Below are 19,795 nucleotides of genomic sequence, written 5' to 3'. Positions count from 1 at the left end.
CAAACCGCGCCGATGTGCGTCAATGCAAAACGGGTGTCATGGTGACTGTCACGCGGACGACGGTGTCCACGGATCGCACGATTCGAACCCCGGAAAAACCCGGGTGGGCTGTGGGGTAGCGTGCCCACACCTTGTCAAGGACCGAAAGGCTGGCGAAGCACATGGTTGATGTGGAGCGGACGCTCGACGAGGCGGGTCTCACCAACCCGCATGTTCGTGAGTACGTCGCACACTGGGCCAACATCACCGGAGCAGAGCGCATCGAGGTCGTGTCCGCGGCCGACGACGCGCGCCTGGTCCAGGAGGCACTGGACGCGGGCGAGCTGCTCCCCGCCGGCGAGGGCCGCTACTACTCGCGCTCCTACTACAAGGACACCGCTCGCGCGGAGGAGCGCACGATCGTCGCGACCTCGAACGAGGCCGACAAGGGCGTCTACAACAACTGGAAGCCCGCCGCCGAGATGAAGCCGAAGCTCGTCGAGCTGATGACCGGCGCCTCGGCGGGCAAGACGATGTACGTCATCCCCTACCTCATGTCGCCGAAGGGCTCGCCGGTGGAGAAGTTCGCCGCCGGTGTCGAGCTCACCGACAACCGCAACGTCGTGCTCCAGATGATCCGGATGGCGCGGGTCGGCGTGGAGTACATCAACGACCTGGGCGACTCCTTCGTCAAGGCCGTCCACGTGACCGGCGACCTGGAGAACCTCGGCCAGGGCACGCCCGACGACAAGCGCTACTTCGTGACCGTCGCCGACGAGCGCACGATCCTCCACTTCGGCTCGTCGTACGGCGGCAACGCGCTGCTCGGCAAGATCGCCCACGGCCTGCGCCAGGGCTCCTACGACGGCTGGAAGAACGGCTTCCTGGTCGAGCAGTTCATGCTGCTCGGCATCACGGACAAGCAGACCGGCAAGAAGTACAACATCTGCGGCGGCTTCCCGTCGGCCTCGGGCAAGACCAACCTCGCGATGACGCTGGCCCCCGACGCGCTCGGCGACCGCTACTACGTCGAGTTCTACGGCGACGACATCGCGTGGATCTGGGTCGGCGACGACGGCAAGCTCTACGGCATGAACCCGGAGAACGGCGTCTTCGGTGTCGCCAAGGACACCAACGAGAAGACCAACCCGACCGCGATCGACTCGATCGTCCCGGGCACCGGCGCCATCTTCACCAACGTCGCCTACAACCCCAAGACCCAGGAGGTCTGGTGGGAGGGTCGCGGCGAGAAGCCGACCGACCTCGACGGCTGGGAGGACTGGAAGGGCGAGGTCATCGCCGACCGGGCTCCGGAGCACGCCGACGACCCGTGGGCGCACCCCAACAGCCGCTTCACGACCACCCTCGCGAACGTCCCCAACGTCGCCAAGGACTTCGAGGACCCGAAGGGCGTCGAGATCCACGGCATCATCTTCGGTGGCCGCACCCGCGACCGCGAGCCGCTGATCCGCGCGATCACCGACATCGCCGAGGGCGTCTACGACGGTCTCACCCTGGGTGCAGAGGCGACGGCCGCGGCCGACGGCCTCGAGGGCGTGCTCCGCTACGACCCGATGTCGATGCGTCCGTTCATGTCGTACTCCGAGGCCGACTACGCCGCGCACTGGCTCGAGGTCATCGGCCGGGCCACGACCAAGCCGATCTTCGCCCACGTCAACTGGTTCCAGCGCGGCGAGGACGGTCGCTTCCTGTGGCCGGGCTATCGCGAGAACCTGCGCCCGCTCAACTGGCTGATGGAGTTCCTCAACGGCGAGGTCGAGGGCGTGCAGACGCCGGTCGGCATCCTGCCGAAGCGCGAGGAGCTCAACCTCGAGGGTCTCGACGAGCAGGCGCTGGCCGACCTCGACACGCTGCTCACGATCGACGTGCCCCGCTGGCAGCAGGAGATGGGCTTCCGCGAGAAGCACCTCGCGCAGTTCGACGGTCTCCCCGAGGAGATCTGGGAGGCGCACCGTCGCGTCGCCTCCGCGCTCGACGCCTGAGTCCTAGCGGCTCTTCGCGGCACCCCGGCTCCTCGGAGCCGGGGTGCGGTGCTTTTCCAGGAGTACGTCGAGCGCGCGGGCCGGGTCGATGCCGGTCGGCTCGGTCGCGCGCCGGCTGCTGAGCGCGGCCAGCCCGTGCACCCCCGACCACAGGGCGAGCACCTCCTCGGGGTGGACGCTCCGGCCGGTGGTGCGCGCGAGGGTGGCGCCGAGGTCGGCGAACCAGCGCCCGGTGATCTCCCGCAGGTTCGCTCCGGCGCCCTCGAGCAGGTCGTGCCGCGTGACGAGGCCGAACATCTCGGGGCGCTCCCGGCCGAAGTCGAGGTAGGCGCGGGCGGCGGCCCGCAGGTCGTCCCGAGCGAGGGCGGGCCCGATCGTCCGGTCCAGGTCCTCGAGCCCGCCACGGGCGATGGCGGCGAGCAGCGCCTGGTAGGTCGGGAAGTAGCGGCGCGGGGCACCGTGGGAGACCCCGGCGGCGCTCGCGATCGAGCGCAGCGAGATGCCGGCGAGGCCGTGCTCCTCGAGCAGCTGGGTGCCGACGGTGACGAGGCGGTCGCGGGCGCTCACCTAGACAGTGTCTACCGATGCCGGGCAGACTGGCGAATAGACACTGTCTACTACGGAGGTGCGCGGATGTGGTTCTGGCTGCTGAAGTGGGTCCTGCTCGGGCCGGTGGTGCGCTGGTACACCCGCCCGCGGGTGGTCGGCCGGGCCCACCTGCCGGCGACCGGCCCGGTCGTGGTCGCGGCCAACCATCGCGCCGAGATCGACTCCCTGGTGCTCTCCCTGGTGCTCCCGCGGCAGCCGCGCTTCCTGGCGAAGGCGGAGTACTACGGCGGGGCCGGTCTCCGCGGCCGGGTCGAGCGCTGGCTGTGCTCGGTGACCGGCCAGATCCCCGTCGACCGGGCCGGCGGCTCGGCGGCGTCCGCCTCCCTGGCCGCGGCCGAGGGACTGCTGCGCTCGGGCGGGGTGTGGGCGATCTACCCCGAGGGCACCCGCTCGCCGGACGGCCGGCTGCACCGCGGCCACACCGGCGTGGTCCGGGTCGCCCGGGCGGTGCCGGACGCGCCGGTGCTGCCGGTCGGGCTGCTCGGCACCGACGGCGTCGACCCTCCGGACCGGGGCCGCCGGCGCTGGCGGCGCGGCCGGGTCACCGTCGTGATCGGCGCGCCGGTCGACGTACGGACGGGGGAGGTGCGCGCCGCCACCGACCGGCTGATGGTCGCGATCGGCGCGCTGACCGGTCAGCGGCCAGGGGATGAGTACGTCCCCCGACGCGCGGCGTGATCCCCGATGATGTCTCCATGCGCGCCGTCGTCTGCCACCAGGCCGAGCTCACCGTCGAGGACCTCCCCGACCTGACGCCCGAGCGGGGGCAGCTGCTCATCGACGTGGAGCGGTGCGGGATCTGCGGGTCGGACCTGCACGCCCGGCTGCACTGCGACGAGACCGCCGCCGACGTCGCCGAGCTCGGCTACGACCACTTCATGAGGTCCACCGACCGGGTGGTGCTGGGCCACGAGTTCGTCGGCACCGTCGCCGACTACGGCCCCCGCACCCGCCGGCCCTTCCCCGTCGGCACCCGCGTCGTCGCGCTGCCCGTGCTGCGCGCCGGCGGATCCACCCACCTGACCGGGCTCAGCCCGCTGGCCTCGGGCGGCTACGCCGAGCAGGTGCTCGCCGTGCCGTCGATGACGATGCGGGTCCCCGACGGCCTCGACGCCGACGCCGCGGCGCTGACCGAGCCGATGGCGGTCGCGCTGCACGCCGTACGCCGGGGCGAGGTCGGCGCGAAGGACACCGCGGTCGTCATCGGCTGTGGCCCGATCGGACTGGCCGTGATCGCGATGCTCAAGGCCACCGGCGTGCGCCACGTGATCGCCAGCGACTTCTCGGCCGGGCGCCGCGCCCTCGCCGAGCAGATGGGCGCCGACCTGGTGGTCGACCCGGCCGAGGAGTCGCCGTGGTCCTCCTTCGCCGACTCCCGCTACCTCACCGACCCGATCGCCCTCGCCGAGCTCGGCCTGGACGCGATGGACAAGCTGCGCGCCGTCCCGCTGCTGCCCTGGGCCCACGTCATGCGCGCCGCCGAGAAGGCGGGCGCCACCCCGCGCGGCCCGGTCGTCTTCGAGTGCGTCGGCGTCCCCGGCATGATCGAGCACGTCATCGCCCACGCCCCGCTGCTCTCCCGGGTCGTCGTGGTCGGCGTCTGCATGGGCGAGGACGCCTTCCGGCCCTCGATGGCGATCAACAAGGAGATCGACCTGAGGTTCGTGTTCGCCTACGACCCGAGCGAGTTCCACCAGACGCTGCAGTGGATCGCCTCGGGCAAGGTCGACGTCCGGCCGCTGGTGACCGGCGTGGTCGGGCTGGACGGCGTCGCGGGGGCGTTCGAGGATCTCGGCGATCCCGAGCGGCACGCCAAGATCCTGGTCGATCCGGTGCGTTGAGTGGGGTGGGTGGGGCGGGGATTCACCACGGTATGTAGGTGAGTCGGCACATCTGTAGCGGAACTCCGCTACAGATGCGGCAATTCGCCTACATACCGTGATGAATCCCGGGCGGAGCCCCGCCGCCGAGCCCAGATCAGCCCCGCCCGACCGCCCGCCCGGCGGCCCGGCCCGAGAAGATGCAGCCCCCGAGGAAGGTGCCCTCGAGCGCGTTGTAGCCGTGGACGCCGCCACCGCCGAAGCCGGCGACCTCGCCGGCGGCGTAGAGCCCCGGGAACACCGACCCGTCGGGGCGGACCACGCGGCTGTCGAGGTCGGTCTCGATGCCGCCGAGGGTCTTGCGAGACAAGATGTTGAGCCGGACGGCGATGAGCGGGCCGTGCGCGGGGTCGAGGATCCGGTGCGGCTTGGCCACGCGCATGATCCTGCCGGTGCGGTCCTTGCGGCCGTTGCGGATCGCCATCACCTGGGCGTCCTTGCCGAAGGGGTTGTCGAGCTGGCGGTCCCGGTCCTCGATCTGCCTGCGGAGCTCGGCGGCGTCGAGCACCCGACCGCCCCGCGCGATCTTGTTCATGCCGGCGACCAGGTCCTCGAGCGAGGAGGCGACCACGAAGTCCTCGCCGTGCTGCTTGAACGCCTCGACCGGGCTGGTGGCGCCCTTGCCGAGCCGCTCCTTGAGCATCATCCGGATGTCCTTCTCGGTCCAGTCCGGGTTCTGCTCGGAGCCGGAGAGGGCGAACTCCTTCTCGATGATCGACTGGGTGAGCACGAACCACGAGTAGTCGGCGCCGGTGGCGAGGATCTGCTTCATCGAGCCGATCGAGTCGGCGCCCGGGACGCCCGACATGCCACGCAGCCGCCGGCCGTCGGCGTCGAACCACATCGAAGAAGGGCCGGGCAGGATCCGGATGGCGTGGTCGGGCCAGACCGGGTCCCAGTTGTGGATGCCCTCGACGTAGGCCCACATCCGGTCCTTGTTGACCAGGTTGGCTCCTGCCGCCTCGGAGATGGCGAGCATCCGGCCGTCGACGTGGGCGGGTACGCCGGCGATCATGTGCTCGGGTGCGGGCCCGACCCGGTCGGTGGGCCAGTTGGCGCGCATCAGCTCGAAGTTGTGGCCGATCCCGCCGGAGGTGACGATCACGGCCGGTGCGCGCAGCTCGAAGGTGTCGACGACCTCGCGCGAGGACCTCTCGCCGCGCCCGAGGTCGGAGGGCGCCAGCACCGAGCCGCGGACGCCGACGCAGGCGCCGTCCTCGACGACCAGCTCGTCGACCTGGTGCCGGAAGGCGAAGCGCACCAGCCCGGCCGCCTCGGCCGCCTCCACCGGCTCGCGGAAGACCCGCACCACCTCGGGTCCGGTGCCCCAGGTCAGGTGGAAGCGGGGCACCGAGTTGCCGTGGCCGCTCGCCGAGCCGTCGCCGCGCTCGGCCCAGCCGACGAAGGTGAGCGACTTGAGGCCGAGCTCGCGCAGGTAGTCGCGCTTCTCGTCGGTGGCGAAGTCGACGTACGCCCGCGCCCAGCGGCTGCCCCAGTGGTCCTCGCCGCGCTCCGGCCCGTCGCCGGTGCCGATCCGGTCGAAGCCGGCGGAGCCCTGCCAGTCCTGCCAGGCCAGCTCGCGGGAGTCCTTGATGCCCATCCGGCGCTGCTCGGGGGAGTCGACGAAGAACAGCCCGCCCAGCGACCAGAACGCCTGGCCGCCGAGGTTGGCGCGGTTCTCCTGGTCGAGGACGAGGACCTTCCTGCCCGCTCGGGTCGCCTCGTAGGTCGCGACCAGGCCCGCGAGGCCGGCGCCCACGACGATCGCGTCGGGCTGGAATCCCTGCTCAGCTCGGTTGCTCACGCGAGCGAGCCTGCCACACGCCGCCAGCGTCGTGGCCCGCGCCACACTTCCTTGCCACTGGCAAGGAACGAGTTCTAGTTTCACCGCGTGGGCAGCACGCATGGGGACAGGGCCGCCGGCTACGCGCGCATCGCCGTACGCCGGGCCGGATGGGTGGTGCTCGCCTGGCTCGCGATCACGGTCGTGATGAACGTGGCGGTGCCGCAGCTGGAGGAGATCGCCGGGCGCGACTCGTCGCCGATGGTGCCGAAGGACGCGCCGTCGATGCGGGCCGTCGAGCTGATGAACCAGGAGTTCAGCGACGGCGACGCGGAGAGCTTCATCGTGGTAGCGATGGAGCGCACGTCCGGGCTGACCCGCGCCGACCGGACCTACGCCGAGTCGCTGGTCGGGAGTCTCGGCGCGGACCAGGACGATGTCGCCTTCGTCCAGGACATCCGCGACCCGGCCCTGCGCAAGGCGCTGACCAGCGAGGACCGGCAGGCGCGCTACCTGCTGGTCGGCATCACCGGCGCCACGGGCGCGCCCGCGTCCCTGCGCCAGGTCGCCGCCGTCCGCGAGATCGCCCGGGCGCACGCGCCGGAGGGGCTGACCGTCCAGGTCACCGGACCGACGGCCACGGTCGTCGACCTCGCGACCGAGACCGAGCACAGCGTCGTGCGGATCACCGTGGTGACCATCGGCCTGATCGCGCTGATCCTGTTCCTCATCTACCGCTCGATCGCGATCCCGGTCCTGATCCTCACCGTCGTCGGCCTCGGCCTCGGGCTGGGACGCGCGGTCGTCGCCTGGTGTGGCCTGCAGGACCTGTTCGCGGTCTCGACCTTCAGCGGCTCCTTCCTCACCGCGATCGTGCTCGGCGCCGGCACCGACTACGCCGTCTTCCTGGTCGCCCGCTACCACGAGCAGCGCCGCCTCGGCGTGGAGCCGGCGCGGGCGGCCGCGGTCGCCGCGACCCGGGTCGGCTCGGTGATCGCCGGGTCTGCGGTGACCGTCGTGCTCGCCACCCTCGCGATGGCGCTCGCCGACCTCGGCTTCTTCAACACCACCGGCCCCGCGGTCGCGGTCAGCATCGCGGTCAACCTGCTGGTCAGCCTGACCCTGACCCCCGCCCTGCTGGCCCTCGCCGGGCGACGCGGCTGGGCCGAGCCGCGGGACTCGAAGGCGTCGGGCGTGTGGGAGCGGGTCGCCGGGGTCGTAGCCGCGCACCCGGCCCGGATGCTCACCGCCTCGCTCGTCCCGCTCGCGCTGCTGGCGGCGGTGTTCCCCCTCACCGACCTGTCGTACGACGTGCGCGACCCGCTCCCCGACGACGCCGAGAGCAACCAGGGCTACGCCCTGCTGGGCCGGCACTTCCCCGTCAACGAGGTGCTGCCCGACTACATCCTGGTGCGCGCCGACCACGACCTGCGGACCAGCAAGGACCTCGCCGTGCTCGAACGGGCCTCGGCGGCGGTCGCCCAGCACGACGGCGTGGCACTGGTGCGCGGGGTGACCCGGCCGCTCGGCGTACCGATCACGGAGGCGTCGGTGGCCTACCAGTCCGGCCTGGTCGGCGACCAGCTGGACCGGGCCCAGGGCAAGGTCGCCGAGGGCACGAGCGGCGCCGAGCGACTGGCGGACGGCGCCGGGCAGCTCGACGAGGGTGCCGGACAGCTCGCCGCCGGCGCCGACCAGGCCGTGGCCGGGGCGGACCGGATCGCCGCGTCCACGGGCAGGCTGACCTCGGGCATGACCAAGCTGCTCGACGGCGCGGACGCCGCGATCGCCGGGACCGGCGACCTGCGCACGGGAGCCGGCGGCCTCGCCGACGGACTGGACACCGCGGCCGACCAGGTGCAGGTCGCGGTCGACGGCCTCGCCCTCGTGCACGACGCGCTGGCCACCAAGAGCCTCACCTGCGGCCTGGACCCGGCCTGCCGCCAGGCCCGGACCGGGTTGAAGCAGATCTGGGAGGCCGAGCGCGACCAGCTGCTCCCCGGCCTGCGCGAGGCCGCGAAGGGCGCCCGCGCGCTGGCCACGGGCAGCGGCGACCTGCAGACCGGACTCCAGCAGCTGCGCGCCGGGCTGGCCCAGGCCCGCGACGGCAGCCGCCGGCTCGCCGACGGGCAGCGGGTGTTCGCCGACCGGCTCGGCGACCTCTCGTCCGGCGCCGACGAGCTCGCGGCCGGCGCGGGCCGACTCCGTGGCGGCACCGAGCAGGTGGCCGGCTCGCTGCCCGAGCTCGAGGACGGGCTCGCGGCCGCTGCGCGCCACCTCCGCGAGACCCGGACGACGGCCGACGACCCGGTCAGCGGCGGCTTCTACCTGCCGCCCACCGCGCTGCGCGACCAGGACTTCGCGGCCGCCATGCGGCTCTACCTCTCGCCCGACGGACGCACCGCGCGGCTCGCCGTACTCGGCTCCACGGACGCCTTCGGTCCCGAGGCCTCGGCCCGGGTCGAGGACCTCCGCGTCACCGTGGAGACCTCGCTCAACGGCACCCGCCTCGACGGCGCCGAGGTGCTCACGACCGGGATGGCCAGCACCAACGCCGACCTGCGCGGCTACTCCATGTCCGACCTCGAGGTGATCGCCGGCTTCGCGCTCGTCGCGGTCTTCCTGGTCCTGCTCCTGCTCCTGCGCAGCCTGGTCGCGGCGCTCGCGCTGATGGCGACCGTGGTGCTGTCGTACGTCGCCGCGATCGGCCTGTCGGTGCTGGTGTGGCAGTACGGACTGGGGATCCAGCTCGACTGGACCGTCGCCGCGGTCGCCTTCGTGGTGCTCGTCGCGGTGGGCGCCGACTACAACCTGCTGCTCACCAAGCGGATGCACGAGGAGGCGCCCGACGGCTCGGCTGCCGGGATCGCCCGCGCCACCGCGGCCACCGGCGGGGTGATCACCTCGGCCGGCGTCATCTTCGCGGTGTCGATGATGGCGCTGCTCGCCGGCCGGGTGACCACCATCGGCCAGGTCGGCTTCACCATCGCGGTCGGCCTGCTCCTCGATACCTTCGTCGTGCGCTCGCTGCTCGTGCCCGCACTCGCTACGGTGCTGGGCAGGCGGCTGTGGTGGCCGCAGCGGGCACGGGTGACGCGGGTGACGCGGTGAGTCGGGCTGGGGGGATGATGAGGCAGGTCGACCTGCGGCAGCGGCTGATCCGCGCCGCCGAGCAGGAGATCGCGGCGTGCGGCCCGGCCAAGGCCAGCCTGCGCGCGATCGCCCGCCGGGTCGGCGTCTCCCACCAGGCCACCGCCCACCACTTCGAGGATCGCGCCGGCCTGTTCACCGCCCTCGCCGTCGAGGGCTTCGAGCTGCTGCTGTCGCGCACCCGGTCGGCTGTCTCGGGGGTTCCGGTGGCGGGCGGTCAGCAGGTGACCGCCGCCGGCGTCGCGTACGTCGAGTTCGCCGCCCGCCAGCCGACGATGTTCGACGTCATGTTCCGCCCCGAGCTGCTGCACGCCGACGACCCCGCCCTGGGCGCCGCCCGGCTGGCGCACCGGGCGCTGCTGCTCGACCTCGTCGGCGCCGCCCAGGCCGCTGGGTGGGCCGCGTCGGTGCCGACCGAGGAGCTCGTCACGATCGGCTGGGCGACCGTGCACGGCCTCGCGGTGCTCCAGCGCGACGCCCAGCTGACCGTCGTACCGACGGAGGTGGAGCTGGACCCGGCCCGGCTGCTCGTGGTGATCGGGCGGGCGTTGGGGGCGCTGGTGTGAGTCGGGTTGGCTGTAACACGGGGTTCGCGGCTGTGGGCGCCTGCCGGCGGATGTAACACGGTGTCGGCCGTTCTTGCGGACCCGGGTGGCATGTTCCGGACCCGCTCGGACCTGTTCCGGCGACGTCTGGGGTCGGGTAGGGCGGCGAACTCCGTGTTACAGCGCTGGCTGCGCTACGGCGCCGAGCCCGGCCGACGCGCTCGCTTGGCCCGCCCGCACCGCTGCCGGGGGATGTAACACGGTGTTGGCCGTTCTTGCGGACCCGGGTGGCATGTTCCGGACCCGCTCGGACCTGTTCCGGCGACGTCTGGGGTCGGGTAGGGCGGCGAACTCCGTGTTACAGCGCCGAGCCCGGCCACAGCGCCGATCCCGGCTACAGCGCCGAGCCCCCACCCGACCCGCCCCGCAGCACCGCCAGCCGAGTCGCCTCGCTCCGCCCCCGCAGCACGGTCTCGCCGTACTCCACCCAGTGACCTGCCTCCGGCTCACCGGCCAGGTCGACCGAGTCCCACGACGCGAGTACGCCGCCGGGCACGTCCTTGGCGAGGTCGGTGAGGCGGGCGGCGGAGTTCACGGCGTCGCCGATGACGGTGTACTCGAAGCGCTGCTCGTGGCCGACGTTCCCTGCGACGACCTGGCCGGTGGCGACGCCGATGCCGGCGCCGACCTCGGGCACCTCGACGGCCAGCCGGGCCGCCATCGCGCGGGCGGCCGAGAGCGCGGCGGTGGCGTGGTCGGCGAGCTCGACGGGGGCGCCGAACACGGCGAGCACCGCGTCGCCGATGAACTTGTTGACCAGGCCGTGGTGGCGGTCCACCTCGTCGACGACGACGCCGAAGAAGCGGTTGAGTACGGCGACCACCTCGGTCGGCCCGTGCTGGGTGGCGTACGTCGTGGAGCCGACCAGGTCGACGAAGAGCACCGTGCAGACCCGGGTCTCGCCGCCGAGCTCGATCTCGCCGGCGCCGAGGGCGGCCGCGGCGGCGGCGACCTCCTGGCCGACGTGCCGGCCGAACAGGTCGCGGATCTGCTCGCGCTCGCGCAGTCCCTGGACCATCGAGTTGAAGCCGCTCTGCAGCTGGCCGAGCTCGGTGCCGTCGTACACGACGACGTCGGTGTCGAGCCGGCCCGCCTCGACCGAGCGCATGGCGTCGCGCACCGACAGCAGCGGAGCGACGACGGCGCGGGCGTTGAGGTCGGTGAGCAGGAAGCCGAACAGCAGCACGATCCCGCACACGATGATCGTCACGACGGCGAGCTGGTCGAGGGTCGCGTCGCCGCCGGGGGTGAGCGCGAGGATCGCGGCGATGAGCAGGCCGACGATCGGGGCGCCGGTGCCGAGGGTCCAGAAGATCGCCATCCGGGGACCGACACCGACGCCGCGCATCCGCTCGGTGACCCGGACGTCGCTCAGCGCCCGCGCGGCGATCGGGCGCAGCGAGAACTCGGTGAACAGGTAGGAGACACCGGCCACGACGACCCCGCCGATGCTGACGGTCAGCGCCGTGCCGAGGGTGCGCGAGGGCTGCAGGAAGGTCGTGAGCATCGTGAACAGCAGCGTCCCGACCAGCCACATCACGAGCTGCATGACCGTCAGCGTCAACGGAACCCGCAGCGCCCGGGCGCGTTGGGTGCGATCGGGGTCGACGCCGGGCTGGGTGGCCCAGCGCAGGGCGCGCAGCGAGCTCGTCGTCCCCCAGACCGCGCCGATCGCCGCCGCCACGAGCACGTACGTCGGGATCGCGATCGCCAGCGCGATCACCATCTGGCGGTTGGGCGCCGGCGAGGGGATCGCCCAGGTGTTGACGACGAAGACGACGAGCGCGCCGATCAGGTTGGTGCCGACGAGGAGCACCGTCAGCAGTACCTGGATCCGGATCCGCAGCTGGCGCGGCGCCTGGTCGCGCGGGCCGAGGACACGCGAGCCGAAGGGGCTGCGTCGTCGAGAGGCGGTCCCGCGGGGCATGGGCGAAGCGTAGTGACACCTAGGATCCACCGGGTGAGTCTCGGGAGAAGGAGCGGCGCGATCCTCGCCGCCGCGCTGGCGATGACGGCCTGCACCGGCGAGCCCTCCTTCGACGAGGAGCTGGTCGACTCCGTCAGCACCCCCGAGCGGGTCACCCTGGCCGACGGCGGCGAGCTGGTCGTCAGCGACCGCCGGGACCGGTACGTCGCGCAGTGGCGGGAGCGTGGCGCCGACGGCTGGACCGAGGCGCGGACGGTCGCCGAGGGCACGGACCTCGAGACGGGTGGCGCGGAGATCACGACCGGTGGCGACGCCGCGGTCGTGGCGGTCGACTGGTGGGCCGCGGACGACGACGAGCACGACGGCTTCGCCCGCAGCGACGCGGCGATCTGCCACGACCTGACCTGCGACGTCGTCGAAGATGTGGTCGAGCCGCCCATGATCGACGCGGCCGGCGCCTTCGCGGTGGTGGCCACCGACACCGACACGCCGGCGGTCGCGGTCTGGCGCACCGGCGCCGAGGGCTGGGAGAGGCTGCGGCTGGCCGGGCTGCCGGAGGTGGAGGGTGGCTGGCGGCGGGCGCCCGACGTACGGCTGCTGCCCGACGGCCGGCTGGTCGCGGTGATCGGCCGGCAGGCGTCGGCGGGCTGCACCTTCGAGCTCTGGGCCGGGGCGCCGGGCCGCACCGAGCTCGCGGTGGCCGCGGCGACCGCGCCGCGCGGCCAGGAACACTGCTACGCCGAGAACGTCAGCGTGGCCGACAAGACGCTCGCCTTCTACAACCGCGCCATCGACGAGGTGGTCACCTTCGTCGACGCCGACGGCGTCTGGACCGACGACCAGCCCACCGGGGACGCCGGGCTGCTGTCCGTCGACCCCGCGGCCGGCCTGCCGATGACGCTGACCGAGCTCGACGACGGCTCCTCGGTCGCGCTCGGCTCCCCGGACCTGCGCCGCGTGGTGGCGCAGCGCCGGCCCGCCGGCAGCACCGAGTGGACCGAGCCGAGGCAGGTGGCCGAGGCGCCCGCGGGCCAGGAGTGCCACAGCGCCCGCTCTGAGACGATCTACCAGGCGACCGACGTCCTCTACCTCGTGCAGTGCTGGCCCGCCGGCTCCCCCTGGGGAGGCGAGTACGACGACGCCCCGCCCCCGACGACCGGCGTGGCCGTCGCGAGCGCCGACGGAAGCGCGTGGACGGCGCAGCCGCTCGACCGGCCGGCGTACCAGCCGCTGGTGCAAAGTGACGCGCACCTCCTGGTCGCGCGTGGCGGCGAGCGCTCGCTGGTGTGGCGCTCGGGAGCCGGCCGGTTCGACGTGGTCCGCCTGCCGCTGGCGAACCCGACGGTCGACGCGCTGGCCGTCGCCGGAGACTCCGCCATCAGGGTGACCGGGAATCCCGATCCCGCCGCGCCGTGCGTCCCGACCTGGAGCGTGGCGCCGCTCGACGCGCGACGCTGGGGGACGCCCGCGCCGATCGCCCCGATCCCGGACTGGGCGGCCGGCGCCCACGACTGCTACGGCGTGATCATCGACCGGGCTGAGCTCAGCCGCACGGAGAAGCCGGACCGTGCCTACCGGGTCGCGGCCGTGATCGGCGACCTCAACGGGGCGATCGCCGGGGTGCTGTCCCGCGCGGGCGACGGCTGGAGCTTCGAGTCCTCCGAGCGTTGAACCGGTGACCGGCTGGGGTCGACCTGATTGGATCGACCCATGAACGCTGCCCCCTCGTTCACCGCCGAGGAGATCACCGACGCCTACGCCGCCTTCCACGAGCAGGTCGCGGGCTTCGCGAAGACCGGCGACTGGGACGGCTATGCCGACCTGTTCACCCCCGACGCCGAGTACGTCGAGCACGCCATGGGCACCTTCCGCGGCCGTGACGAGATCCGCACCTGGTCGGTGCGCACCATGACGTCGTACCCCGGCCGGGTGATGCCGGAGTTCCCGGTCACCTGGCAGGTCGTCGACGCCGCGCAGAACCGGCTGGTCTGCGAGGTGCTCAACCCGATGCCGGACCCCGGCGACGGGACCCTGCTCGCCGAGCCCAACATCACGATCATGACGTACGCCGGCGACGGGCTCTTCTCCCGCGAGGAGGACGTCTACAACCCGCTGCGCTTCCACGCGATGGCGCAGCGCTGGGCGCGGATCGCGGCCGACCACGGCAACGCCGACGAGGACGTGCTGGCGTGGCTGGACCGGTTCGGAGGTGGCCGGTGACGGGCGCGGCGAAGCGGATCCTGCTCGAGGTCCTCGGCTGGATCCTGCTGCTCGCCGGCATCGCCGCCCTGGTCCTGCCAGGCCCCGGGCTGCTGCTGATGGCGGCCGGCCTGGCGGTCCTCTCGCAGCAGTACACCTGGGCCGAGCGGCTGCTCGACCCGGTCCTGCTCCGCGCCCTGCGCGCCGCGGCGGAGGGGGTCGAGACCTGGCCGCGGATCATCGCCTCGACCATCGGCGCGCTCGCGATCGGCGCCTTCGGCGTGGTCTGGTTGGTCGACCCCGACCTGCCGGACTGGTGGCCGATCGACGAGAAGTGGTGGCTGCCCGGAGGCGTGTGGACCGGGATCACGCTGCTGCTGTCCTGCGCCATCGCGCTGGGGCTGCTCGTCTACTCCTACCGCCGCTTCCACGGCAAGCCCGAGGCCCGTGCGGCGCTCGACGGCGAGATCGACCAGGCCGACGAGCGCCGCCACCACGACGACGAGGAGCGGTAGCGCCGCGGCCGGAACGGGGTGGCACCCGTCGGCGCCACCCCGCGCTCCCGCTCCGGTCGGTCAGCGGGCCTTCGCCCGGGCCGTGACGGCGGCGGCGTCGACGGCCGTCGAGCCCTGGTAGGCGACAACCAGACGGACCTTCCTGCCGCGGGGGAGCCGTTTCACCGTCACGGTCGCCCGGCCGTTCACGACGACCGCCGCGCCGACGACCTTCTTGCCGCGCCGTACGACGACGCTGCCGTCGGCGGGCACCGGAGCGCCCACCGTGACCCTGACCTTGACCTTGCCCCGGCCCTTCGCCACGATGCGGGCCGAGACCTGCGCACTGGCCCTCGCCACGGGGGCGGTGCCGGCGCTGTGCAGGGCCAGCGGCTCGAACAGCGGGCGCTCGACCGTCAGCCGCACGCTCAGCGACCGGCCGGCGTCCGCGGCACCCGGGCGGTAGGTCGCCTCCGCGGCGCCCGCGATCGGCTGGCCGTCGCGCAGCCACTGGTAGGTCACCACGTCGCCCGCGGCCAGCCGCGGGCCCAGGGTCTCGACCATGCGCTCGCTCAGACCGGGCGCGTGGGCGGTGAGCGTGCCGCCGACCTTCGCGTCGCCGGTGATCCGCACGGGTCCGTCGGCATCGAGCGACTTCAGGATCGTGACCGGACTCGACGTCGCGGCGACGCCGTCGTGGTCGGCGAGGACCGGGATCGACGCGTAGTGGATCGTGCTGCCCGCATCCTGCGGGTGCACGGTGTAGGTGGCCTCGTGGAACCCGGTCAGCTCGTAGCCGTCGCGGTACCACCGGTGCTCGACCCGCGCCGGCGTCGGGGCGAAGGTCGCCGGCGTCGCCGTCAGCGTCTCGCCCACCCGGGGTGCGCCCCGGACCGTGGGCGGCTGCTGGACGGTGAACGTGCCCCTGCGGACGTGGTAGGTCAGGTTCGCCTGGCGGGCGTTGCCCACCGGGTCGGTGGTCGTGACGACGAGCGTGCGGGTGCCGGGCGTGCTGGTGTTCAGCGGTGCGCCGTCGGCGACGCTGCCGTTGCAGGTGGCCACCCCGGAGTGGCCGTCCCAGCAGCTGAAGCCGCTGAGCACCCGCTGGCCGAGCGCGAACTCGATGCCCTGGCGCAGGTGGGGGGCGAACGCGATGGTGGGGGCCACCCGGTCGACGCCGACCCAGATCCGCGCGGTGGCCCGGTTGCCGTTGCCGTCGACGGCGACGATGTCGATCTGGGTCGAGCCCTCGTTGCTGACCGGGATGCTCCCCCGGTGGCCCTCGAAGGTCTCCTCCAGCTCGGTGGCGCCGGTCATCGTGTAGCCGACCTGGGCCACCCCGGAGCTGGCGCCGCCTCCCGTGCCCTGGTCGCTGACGAGGACCGGCACGCTGCGGGGGCCGGAGAACCAGCCGTCGACCCCGCCGGTCGGGTAGTCGATGTGGATCGTCGGCGGCGTCCGGTCGATCGGCCCGGTCGGGGGAGGCGGGTCCCCCGGGTCGCCCGGCTGAGCCGTCGCCGGCGACGCGACGAGGACGACGGCCGCGGTCAGCAGCCCGATCGTGCGGCCCCTCCTCACGACAGGTCCTCCTTGACCACGCGGCTCCGGCTCAGCGAGAGCCAGAGCCCGACGAGCACGACGCCCGGCAGGGCGACGAAGGGCAGGCCGGGGACGCCGGTCGCGGCGACAGCACCGAACGCGAGCAGGCAGATCAGGCCGGCGAGGATGGCGGGCCCCCGGGTGACCAGGCCCTCCCGCAGGCCCATCCACGCGATCCCGCCGAGCGCGACCGCGAGCGGGAGGGCGGCGATGAACGGGCTGAAGTCGTTCATCACGTAGTAGGTGTAGAGACCGGCGTCGTCGTAGGTGCCCTCCTCGATCGCGCCGTGCAGGTAGTTCCCGAGCGCGCCCTTCCAGCCGTACGCCAGGGTGAACGTGCCGGCGGCGGCCACCGCGCCGTAGGTCACGACCGAGGCACCGATCGACCAGTCGTAGCGCTGGCTGACCTGGCGGCGCCAGACGGCCGCGAAGACGAGCAGCGCCGCCACGCAGACGAAGCCGGCGAAGCCGCCGACGCGGAAGGGCAGGTGGTCGAGCCCGGGCATGTCCGCGACGGAGACGGTGTAGTCCGAGGACTGCTGCTCCCCGGTCGGACGCTGGTCGGTGAACAGGGTGCCGACCATGCCGAGCAGGCCGGCGCCGCTCAGCCACAGGGGCCAGGCACGGAAGCGGGAGGTGTCCACGGGCACGGGAGCCTCCCGTGGATCGGTGACGAGTGACATGGGGACTCGACTCTCTCGGGAGCGGCGCGTGGGCGCCGACCGCCGTGCTCTACGGCGGTGCCTCCACCCTCGGCTCCAGGGCAGCCCGGCCGGCAGGTGCAGGCGTCCTCAGTACGCCGGGCCGCCCTCCTCGGGCCGGCTCACGCCGACGCCCGCCTCCCGCGCCTTGACCACGAGCGCGGCACGGTCGCCCACGTCGAGCTTGGTGAAGATCGCGTACACGTAGTTGCGCACCGTCTTGGTCGTGAGCACCAGCATCCGCGCGATGGTGGCGTTGTCGTGGCCGCGCGCCACGAGCTCCAGCACGTCCCGCTCGCGCTCGGTGAGCTCGGCGAAGACCCCGCCGCGGGCGCTGCGCGCGCCCGTCAGGAAGTCGACCGCCCGGCCCGCCACCTGAGGGCCGAGCATCACGGCGCCGCCGGCGATCGCGCGCACCGCGCCCTCGATCTCCTCCGGCTCCGCGCCCTTCACCAGGTAGCCACGGGCTCCGGCACGCAGCGCCCCGAACAGTGCCTCGTCGTCGCCGAACATGGTGATCACCAGGACGCCGGTGCCGGGCCGCCGACGCAGGATCTCGCGAGTGGCGGTGGCGCCCGAGCCCGCACCGAGGTCGAGATCCATCAGGACCACGTCGGGGGCGCTCTCGTCCACCACGGCCACCGCCTCCTCCTCGGAGGCGGCCTGGCCGACGACGTCGAAGCCGGTCTCCTCGAGCAGTGAGGAGAGCCCGATCCGGAACACCGGATGGTCGTCGACGACGACGACCCGGATCCTGGACGTCTCGACCGGACTCATGGCAGCACCATCCTCACGCGGGTTCCTGGGGCGTCGGGCCGCGGCTCGACCACGACGCTGCCGCCGAGCTCGTCGGCACGCTCCCGCATCGACGACAGACCGACCCCGGTCCGGGGAGCCTCCCCGACGCCGCGGCCGTCGTCGGCGACGTCGAGCACGACACCGCCGCCGGGAGCGGCCGTCACGGCCAGGTCGACCGCGCCGGCCTGGGCGTGCCGGTAGGCATTCATCAGCGCCTCCGTGGCGACGTGGTAGACCGCGATCTGGCGCCTGGTGTCGAGCGTGGCTGCCGGGTCGACGTACGTCCGCACGTCGAGGCCGGCCCCACGGAACCGGGTGGCGAGGACGTCGAGGGCGGCGGCGAGGTCGCCGTCGTCGAGCTGGACGGGCAGCAGCGAGCGCGCCAGCATCCGGATGTCGTCGGTACGCCGGGTCAGCTCGGCGCGCATCTCGTCCAGCAGCACCGACGCCCCCGGTGGGTCGTGGCGCAGCCGGCGCTGGGCGGCGGCGAGGCCGAGCCCGACCCCGGCCAGCGCCGGGCCGAGGCTGTCGTGCAGCTCGCGGCGCAGCATCCGCCGCTCCTCGTGGCGCACCTCGCCGAGCCGCTCCGAGGCGGCCTGCAGGCGCAGCTGCGACTGGGCGAGGTCCAGGCCGAGGGCGAGGACGTCCGACAGCGACCTCAGCACCTTCCGGGTTCGGGCGTCGAGACGCTGCCCCGGAGCCGCCAGGGCGGTCAGGTCACCGACGTGACGGTCGTCGACCACCAGCCGGAGGTCGGCCCGGTGCTCGGGCAGCGTCTGCGCGCGGGCCGCGCCGCTGTGCACCCTCACCCGCGGCTCGGCCACCGAGACGATCTCGAGCCGGCCCAACCGCAGTCCGTCGCGCACGCTCTCGACCAGCGCCGGCAGCACGTCGCGGCGGTCCTCGCCCCGCACCTGTCGGCCGAGCTGGCCGAGGAGCCGGACCGGGTCGGCGGCGGCGCCGTGGACGAGCCGGTCGACCCGGCCCTGCAGCCATTGGCGCAGCGGGTGGATGACGAGGGCCAGGCCGGCGACGACCAGGGTCCGCACGGCGTCGTCGTTCATCGGCAGCAGCCGGATCGCCAGGCCGACCGCGCTGACGTAGAGCAGGGCGACCACCGAGGACAGCAGGGCCCAGACGGCGAGTCGGGGCACGACGATGTCCGGGCCGCCGTCCCAGGTGCGCAGGACGACGACCACCACCGACAGGCACAGCAGCACCTGGGCGACCGCGAGCACGGGGATGCCCAGCGGCTGCACGGCCGCGCGGCCGGCGTCGGTCGGCCAGAACTGCAGCATCGTCATCCCGGCGAACATCAAGGTGACCGCCGAGGCGAGCACGCCGTAGGCCCGGGCGCTGTCGCTCGGCTCCCGCCGCCACTGCCGCACCACGTCGCCCACGGCCAGCAGGCCGACCGCGGCGCAGACCCACAGGCAGGGCCAGACCAGGTGCGGCGACGCCGCGCCCACCGCGGTGCCGTCGAGGGAGAGCGGGTTCGCCGGGGCCTCCGGCTGTTGGCCGGTCGCGCTCAGCAGCGTGATGAGCAGTGTGGCGGCCGCGCCGGTCGCGGCCAGCGCCCGCCGTGCCGGCGTCAGCCGGTCCGGCCGCAGCAGCCACGGCAGCACCGTGATCGCGAGGAAGCCGCCGGGCGCGGAGAGCCAGCCCGACGCGTGCACCGCGAACCCGGCGCCGGGCAGGCCGGGGTGCGACCACGCCAGGAAGCTCCAGGCCAGCGCGGCCGCCGACGCCGCGAACCCGGTCCCGATCAGCGCCGTGAGCAGGCCGGCCGGGTGCGGGCCACGCCGCACGATCACGGCCGCGGTCGGTCCCGTGGTGAGCGCGACGAGGAGGTAGAGCACGAAGTAGCTGCGCTCGGCGTACCACGGAACCTCGTCGAACGGCTGTCCCGCAGCGAGGGTCGCGACGACCGCGCCGAGGGCGAGACCCCAGGTGAGGACGACGATCCCCACGGCGAGGTGGTCCCGCCCGGCGGGGGCGGTGCGGCCCCCGTCCTGCGCGTCCATACCCGGCATTGTGCTGGATCCGGCGGCCCGGCGAGCAGGGAACG

At 73.4% G+C, this 19,795-nt stretch carries 15 protein-coding genes; 8 read left to right on the top strand and 7 right to left on the bottom strand.

The window, feature by feature from the left end:
• Window positions 1-161 precede the first annotated feature (161 nt).
• Window positions 162-1,982: a phosphoenolpyruvate carboxykinase (GTP) gene (locus JOD66_RS10600; RefSeq protein WP_204836838.1), complete on the top strand. Its 1,821-nt coding sequence runs from the start codon at window positions 162-164 to the stop codon at window positions 1,980-1,982.
• A gap of 3 nt (window positions 1,983-1,985) precedes the next feature.
• Here JOD66_RS10600 and JOD66_RS10595 read toward each other — a convergent pair whose 3' ends face one another.
• Window positions 1,986-2,549 (bottom strand): TetR/AcrR family transcriptional regulator, encoded by a 564-nt coding sequence (locus JOD66_RS10595; protein ID WP_204836837.1) that lies wholly within the window; start codon window positions 2,547-2,549, stop codon window positions 1,986-1,988.
• A 66-nt stretch (window positions 2,550-2,615) separates the two neighbouring features.
• On the opposite strand from JOD66_RS10595, the gene JOD66_RS10590 reads away from it, so the two are divergent.
• Together JOD66_RS10590 and JOD66_RS10585 are read left to right on the top strand one after the other, a co-directional pair.
• Window positions 2,616-3,269, top strand: coding sequence for a lysophospholipid acyltransferase family protein (locus tag JOD66_RS10590; protein ID WP_204836836.1), 654 nt, complete (start codon window positions 2,616-2,618; stop codon window positions 3,267-3,269).
• Window positions 3,270-3,286: 17 nt separating this feature from the next.
• Entirely contained in the window at window positions 3,287-4,432 is a 1,146-nt protein-coding gene (locus JOD66_RS10585; protein ID WP_204836835.1) for a zinc-binding dehydrogenase, read from the top strand.
• Between the two features lie 136 nt (window positions 4,433-4,568).
• Here JOD66_RS10585 and JOD66_RS10580 read toward each other — a convergent pair whose 3' ends face one another.
• Window positions 4,569-6,275 (bottom strand): FAD-binding dehydrogenase, encoded by a 1,707-nt coding sequence (locus JOD66_RS10580; protein ID WP_307823429.1) that lies wholly within the window; start codon window positions 6,273-6,275, stop codon window positions 4,569-4,571.
• An 87-nt stretch (window positions 6,276-6,362) separates the two neighbouring features.
• On the opposite strand from JOD66_RS10580, the gene JOD66_RS10575 reads away from it, so the two are divergent.
• A complete protein-coding gene (locus tag JOD66_RS10575) occupies window positions 6,363-9,365 on the top strand; it encodes an MMPL family transporter (protein ID WP_204836833.1) in 3,003 nt (1,000 codons plus the stop codon).
• A 17-nt stretch (window positions 9,366-9,382) separates the two neighbouring features.
• Complete coding sequence (locus tag JOD66_RS10570) at window positions 9,383-9,970, top strand: TetR/AcrR family transcriptional regulator (protein WP_204836832.1); 588 nt, start codon at window positions 9,383-9,385, stop codon at window positions 9,968-9,970.
• A 373-nt stretch (window positions 9,971-10,343) separates the two neighbouring features.
• Here JOD66_RS10570 and JOD66_RS29075 read toward each other — a convergent pair whose 3' ends face one another.
• Complete coding sequence (locus JOD66_RS29075; protein WP_204836831.1) at window positions 10,344-11,936, bottom strand: adenylate/guanylate cyclase domain-containing protein; 1,593 nt, start codon at window positions 11,934-11,936, stop codon at window positions 10,344-10,346.
• Window positions 11,937-11,969: 33 nt separating this feature from the next.
• On the opposite strand from JOD66_RS29075, the gene JOD66_RS10560 reads away from it, so the two are divergent.
• From JOD66_RS10560 to JOD66_RS10550, 3 genes are read left to right on the top strand one after another with little or no spacing between them, the layout of a single operon-like run.
• The gene (locus JOD66_RS10560; protein WP_204836830.1) at window positions 11,970-13,607 is read left to right on the top strand and encodes a hypothetical protein; all 1,638 of its coding nucleotides are present in this window, start codon (window positions 11,970-11,972) and stop codon (window positions 13,605-13,607) included.
• A 39-nt stretch (window positions 13,608-13,646) separates the two neighbouring features.
• Window positions 13,647-14,156 carry a nuclear transport factor 2 family protein gene (locus JOD66_RS10555; protein ID WP_204836829.1) on the top strand — a complete coding sequence of 170 codons (510 nt, stop codon included), beginning with the start codon at window positions 13,647-13,649 and terminating at the stop codon, window positions 14,154-14,156.
• Window positions 14,153-14,650, top strand: coding sequence for a PGPGW domain-containing protein (locus tag JOD66_RS10550; protein ID WP_204836828.1), 498 nt, complete (start codon window positions 14,153-14,155; stop codon window positions 14,648-14,650). Before JOD66_RS10555 ends, JOD66_RS10550 begins: the two co-directional genes overlap by 4 nt.
• A 60-nt stretch (window positions 14,651-14,710) precedes the next feature.
• Here JOD66_RS10550 and JOD66_RS10545 read toward each other — a convergent pair whose 3' ends face one another.
• The 4 genes from JOD66_RS10545 to JOD66_RS10530 form a co-directional block, all read right to left on the bottom strand.
• Window positions 14,711-16,207 carry a hypothetical protein gene (locus JOD66_RS10545; RefSeq protein ID WP_204836827.1) on the bottom strand — a complete coding sequence of 499 codons (1,497 nt, stop codon included), beginning with the start codon at window positions 16,205-16,207 and terminating at the stop codon, window positions 14,711-14,713.
• Window positions 16,204-16,872, bottom strand: coding sequence for a hypothetical protein (locus tag JOD66_RS10540; protein ID WP_204836826.1), 669 nt, complete (start codon window positions 16,870-16,872; stop codon window positions 16,204-16,206). The genes JOD66_RS10545 and JOD66_RS10540 overlap by 4 nt, the downstream gene beginning before the upstream one ends.
• A gap of 147 nt (window positions 16,873-17,019) precedes the next feature.
• A complete protein-coding gene (locus tag JOD66_RS10535; protein ID WP_204836825.1) occupies window positions 17,020-17,706 on the bottom strand; it encodes a response regulator transcription factor in 687 nt (228 codons plus the stop codon).
• Window positions 17,703-19,751 (bottom strand): sensor histidine kinase, encoded by a 2,049-nt coding sequence (locus tag JOD66_RS10530; RefSeq protein ID WP_204836824.1) that lies wholly within the window; start codon window positions 19,749-19,751, stop codon window positions 17,703-17,705. Before JOD66_RS10530 ends, JOD66_RS10535 begins: the two co-directional genes overlap by 4 nt.
• Between the last annotated feature and the right edge of the window lie 44 nt (window positions 19,752-19,795).

It is taken from the genome of Nocardioides nitrophenolicus (assembly GCF_016907515.1).
Classification (GTDB): domain Bacteria; phylum Actinomycetota; class Actinomycetes; order Propionibacteriales; family Nocardioidaceae; genus Nocardioides; species Nocardioides nitrophenolicus.
The sequence above is the reverse complement of the archived record's forward strand: the minus strand, read 5'-3'. Positions and strand labels throughout refer to the sequence as shown.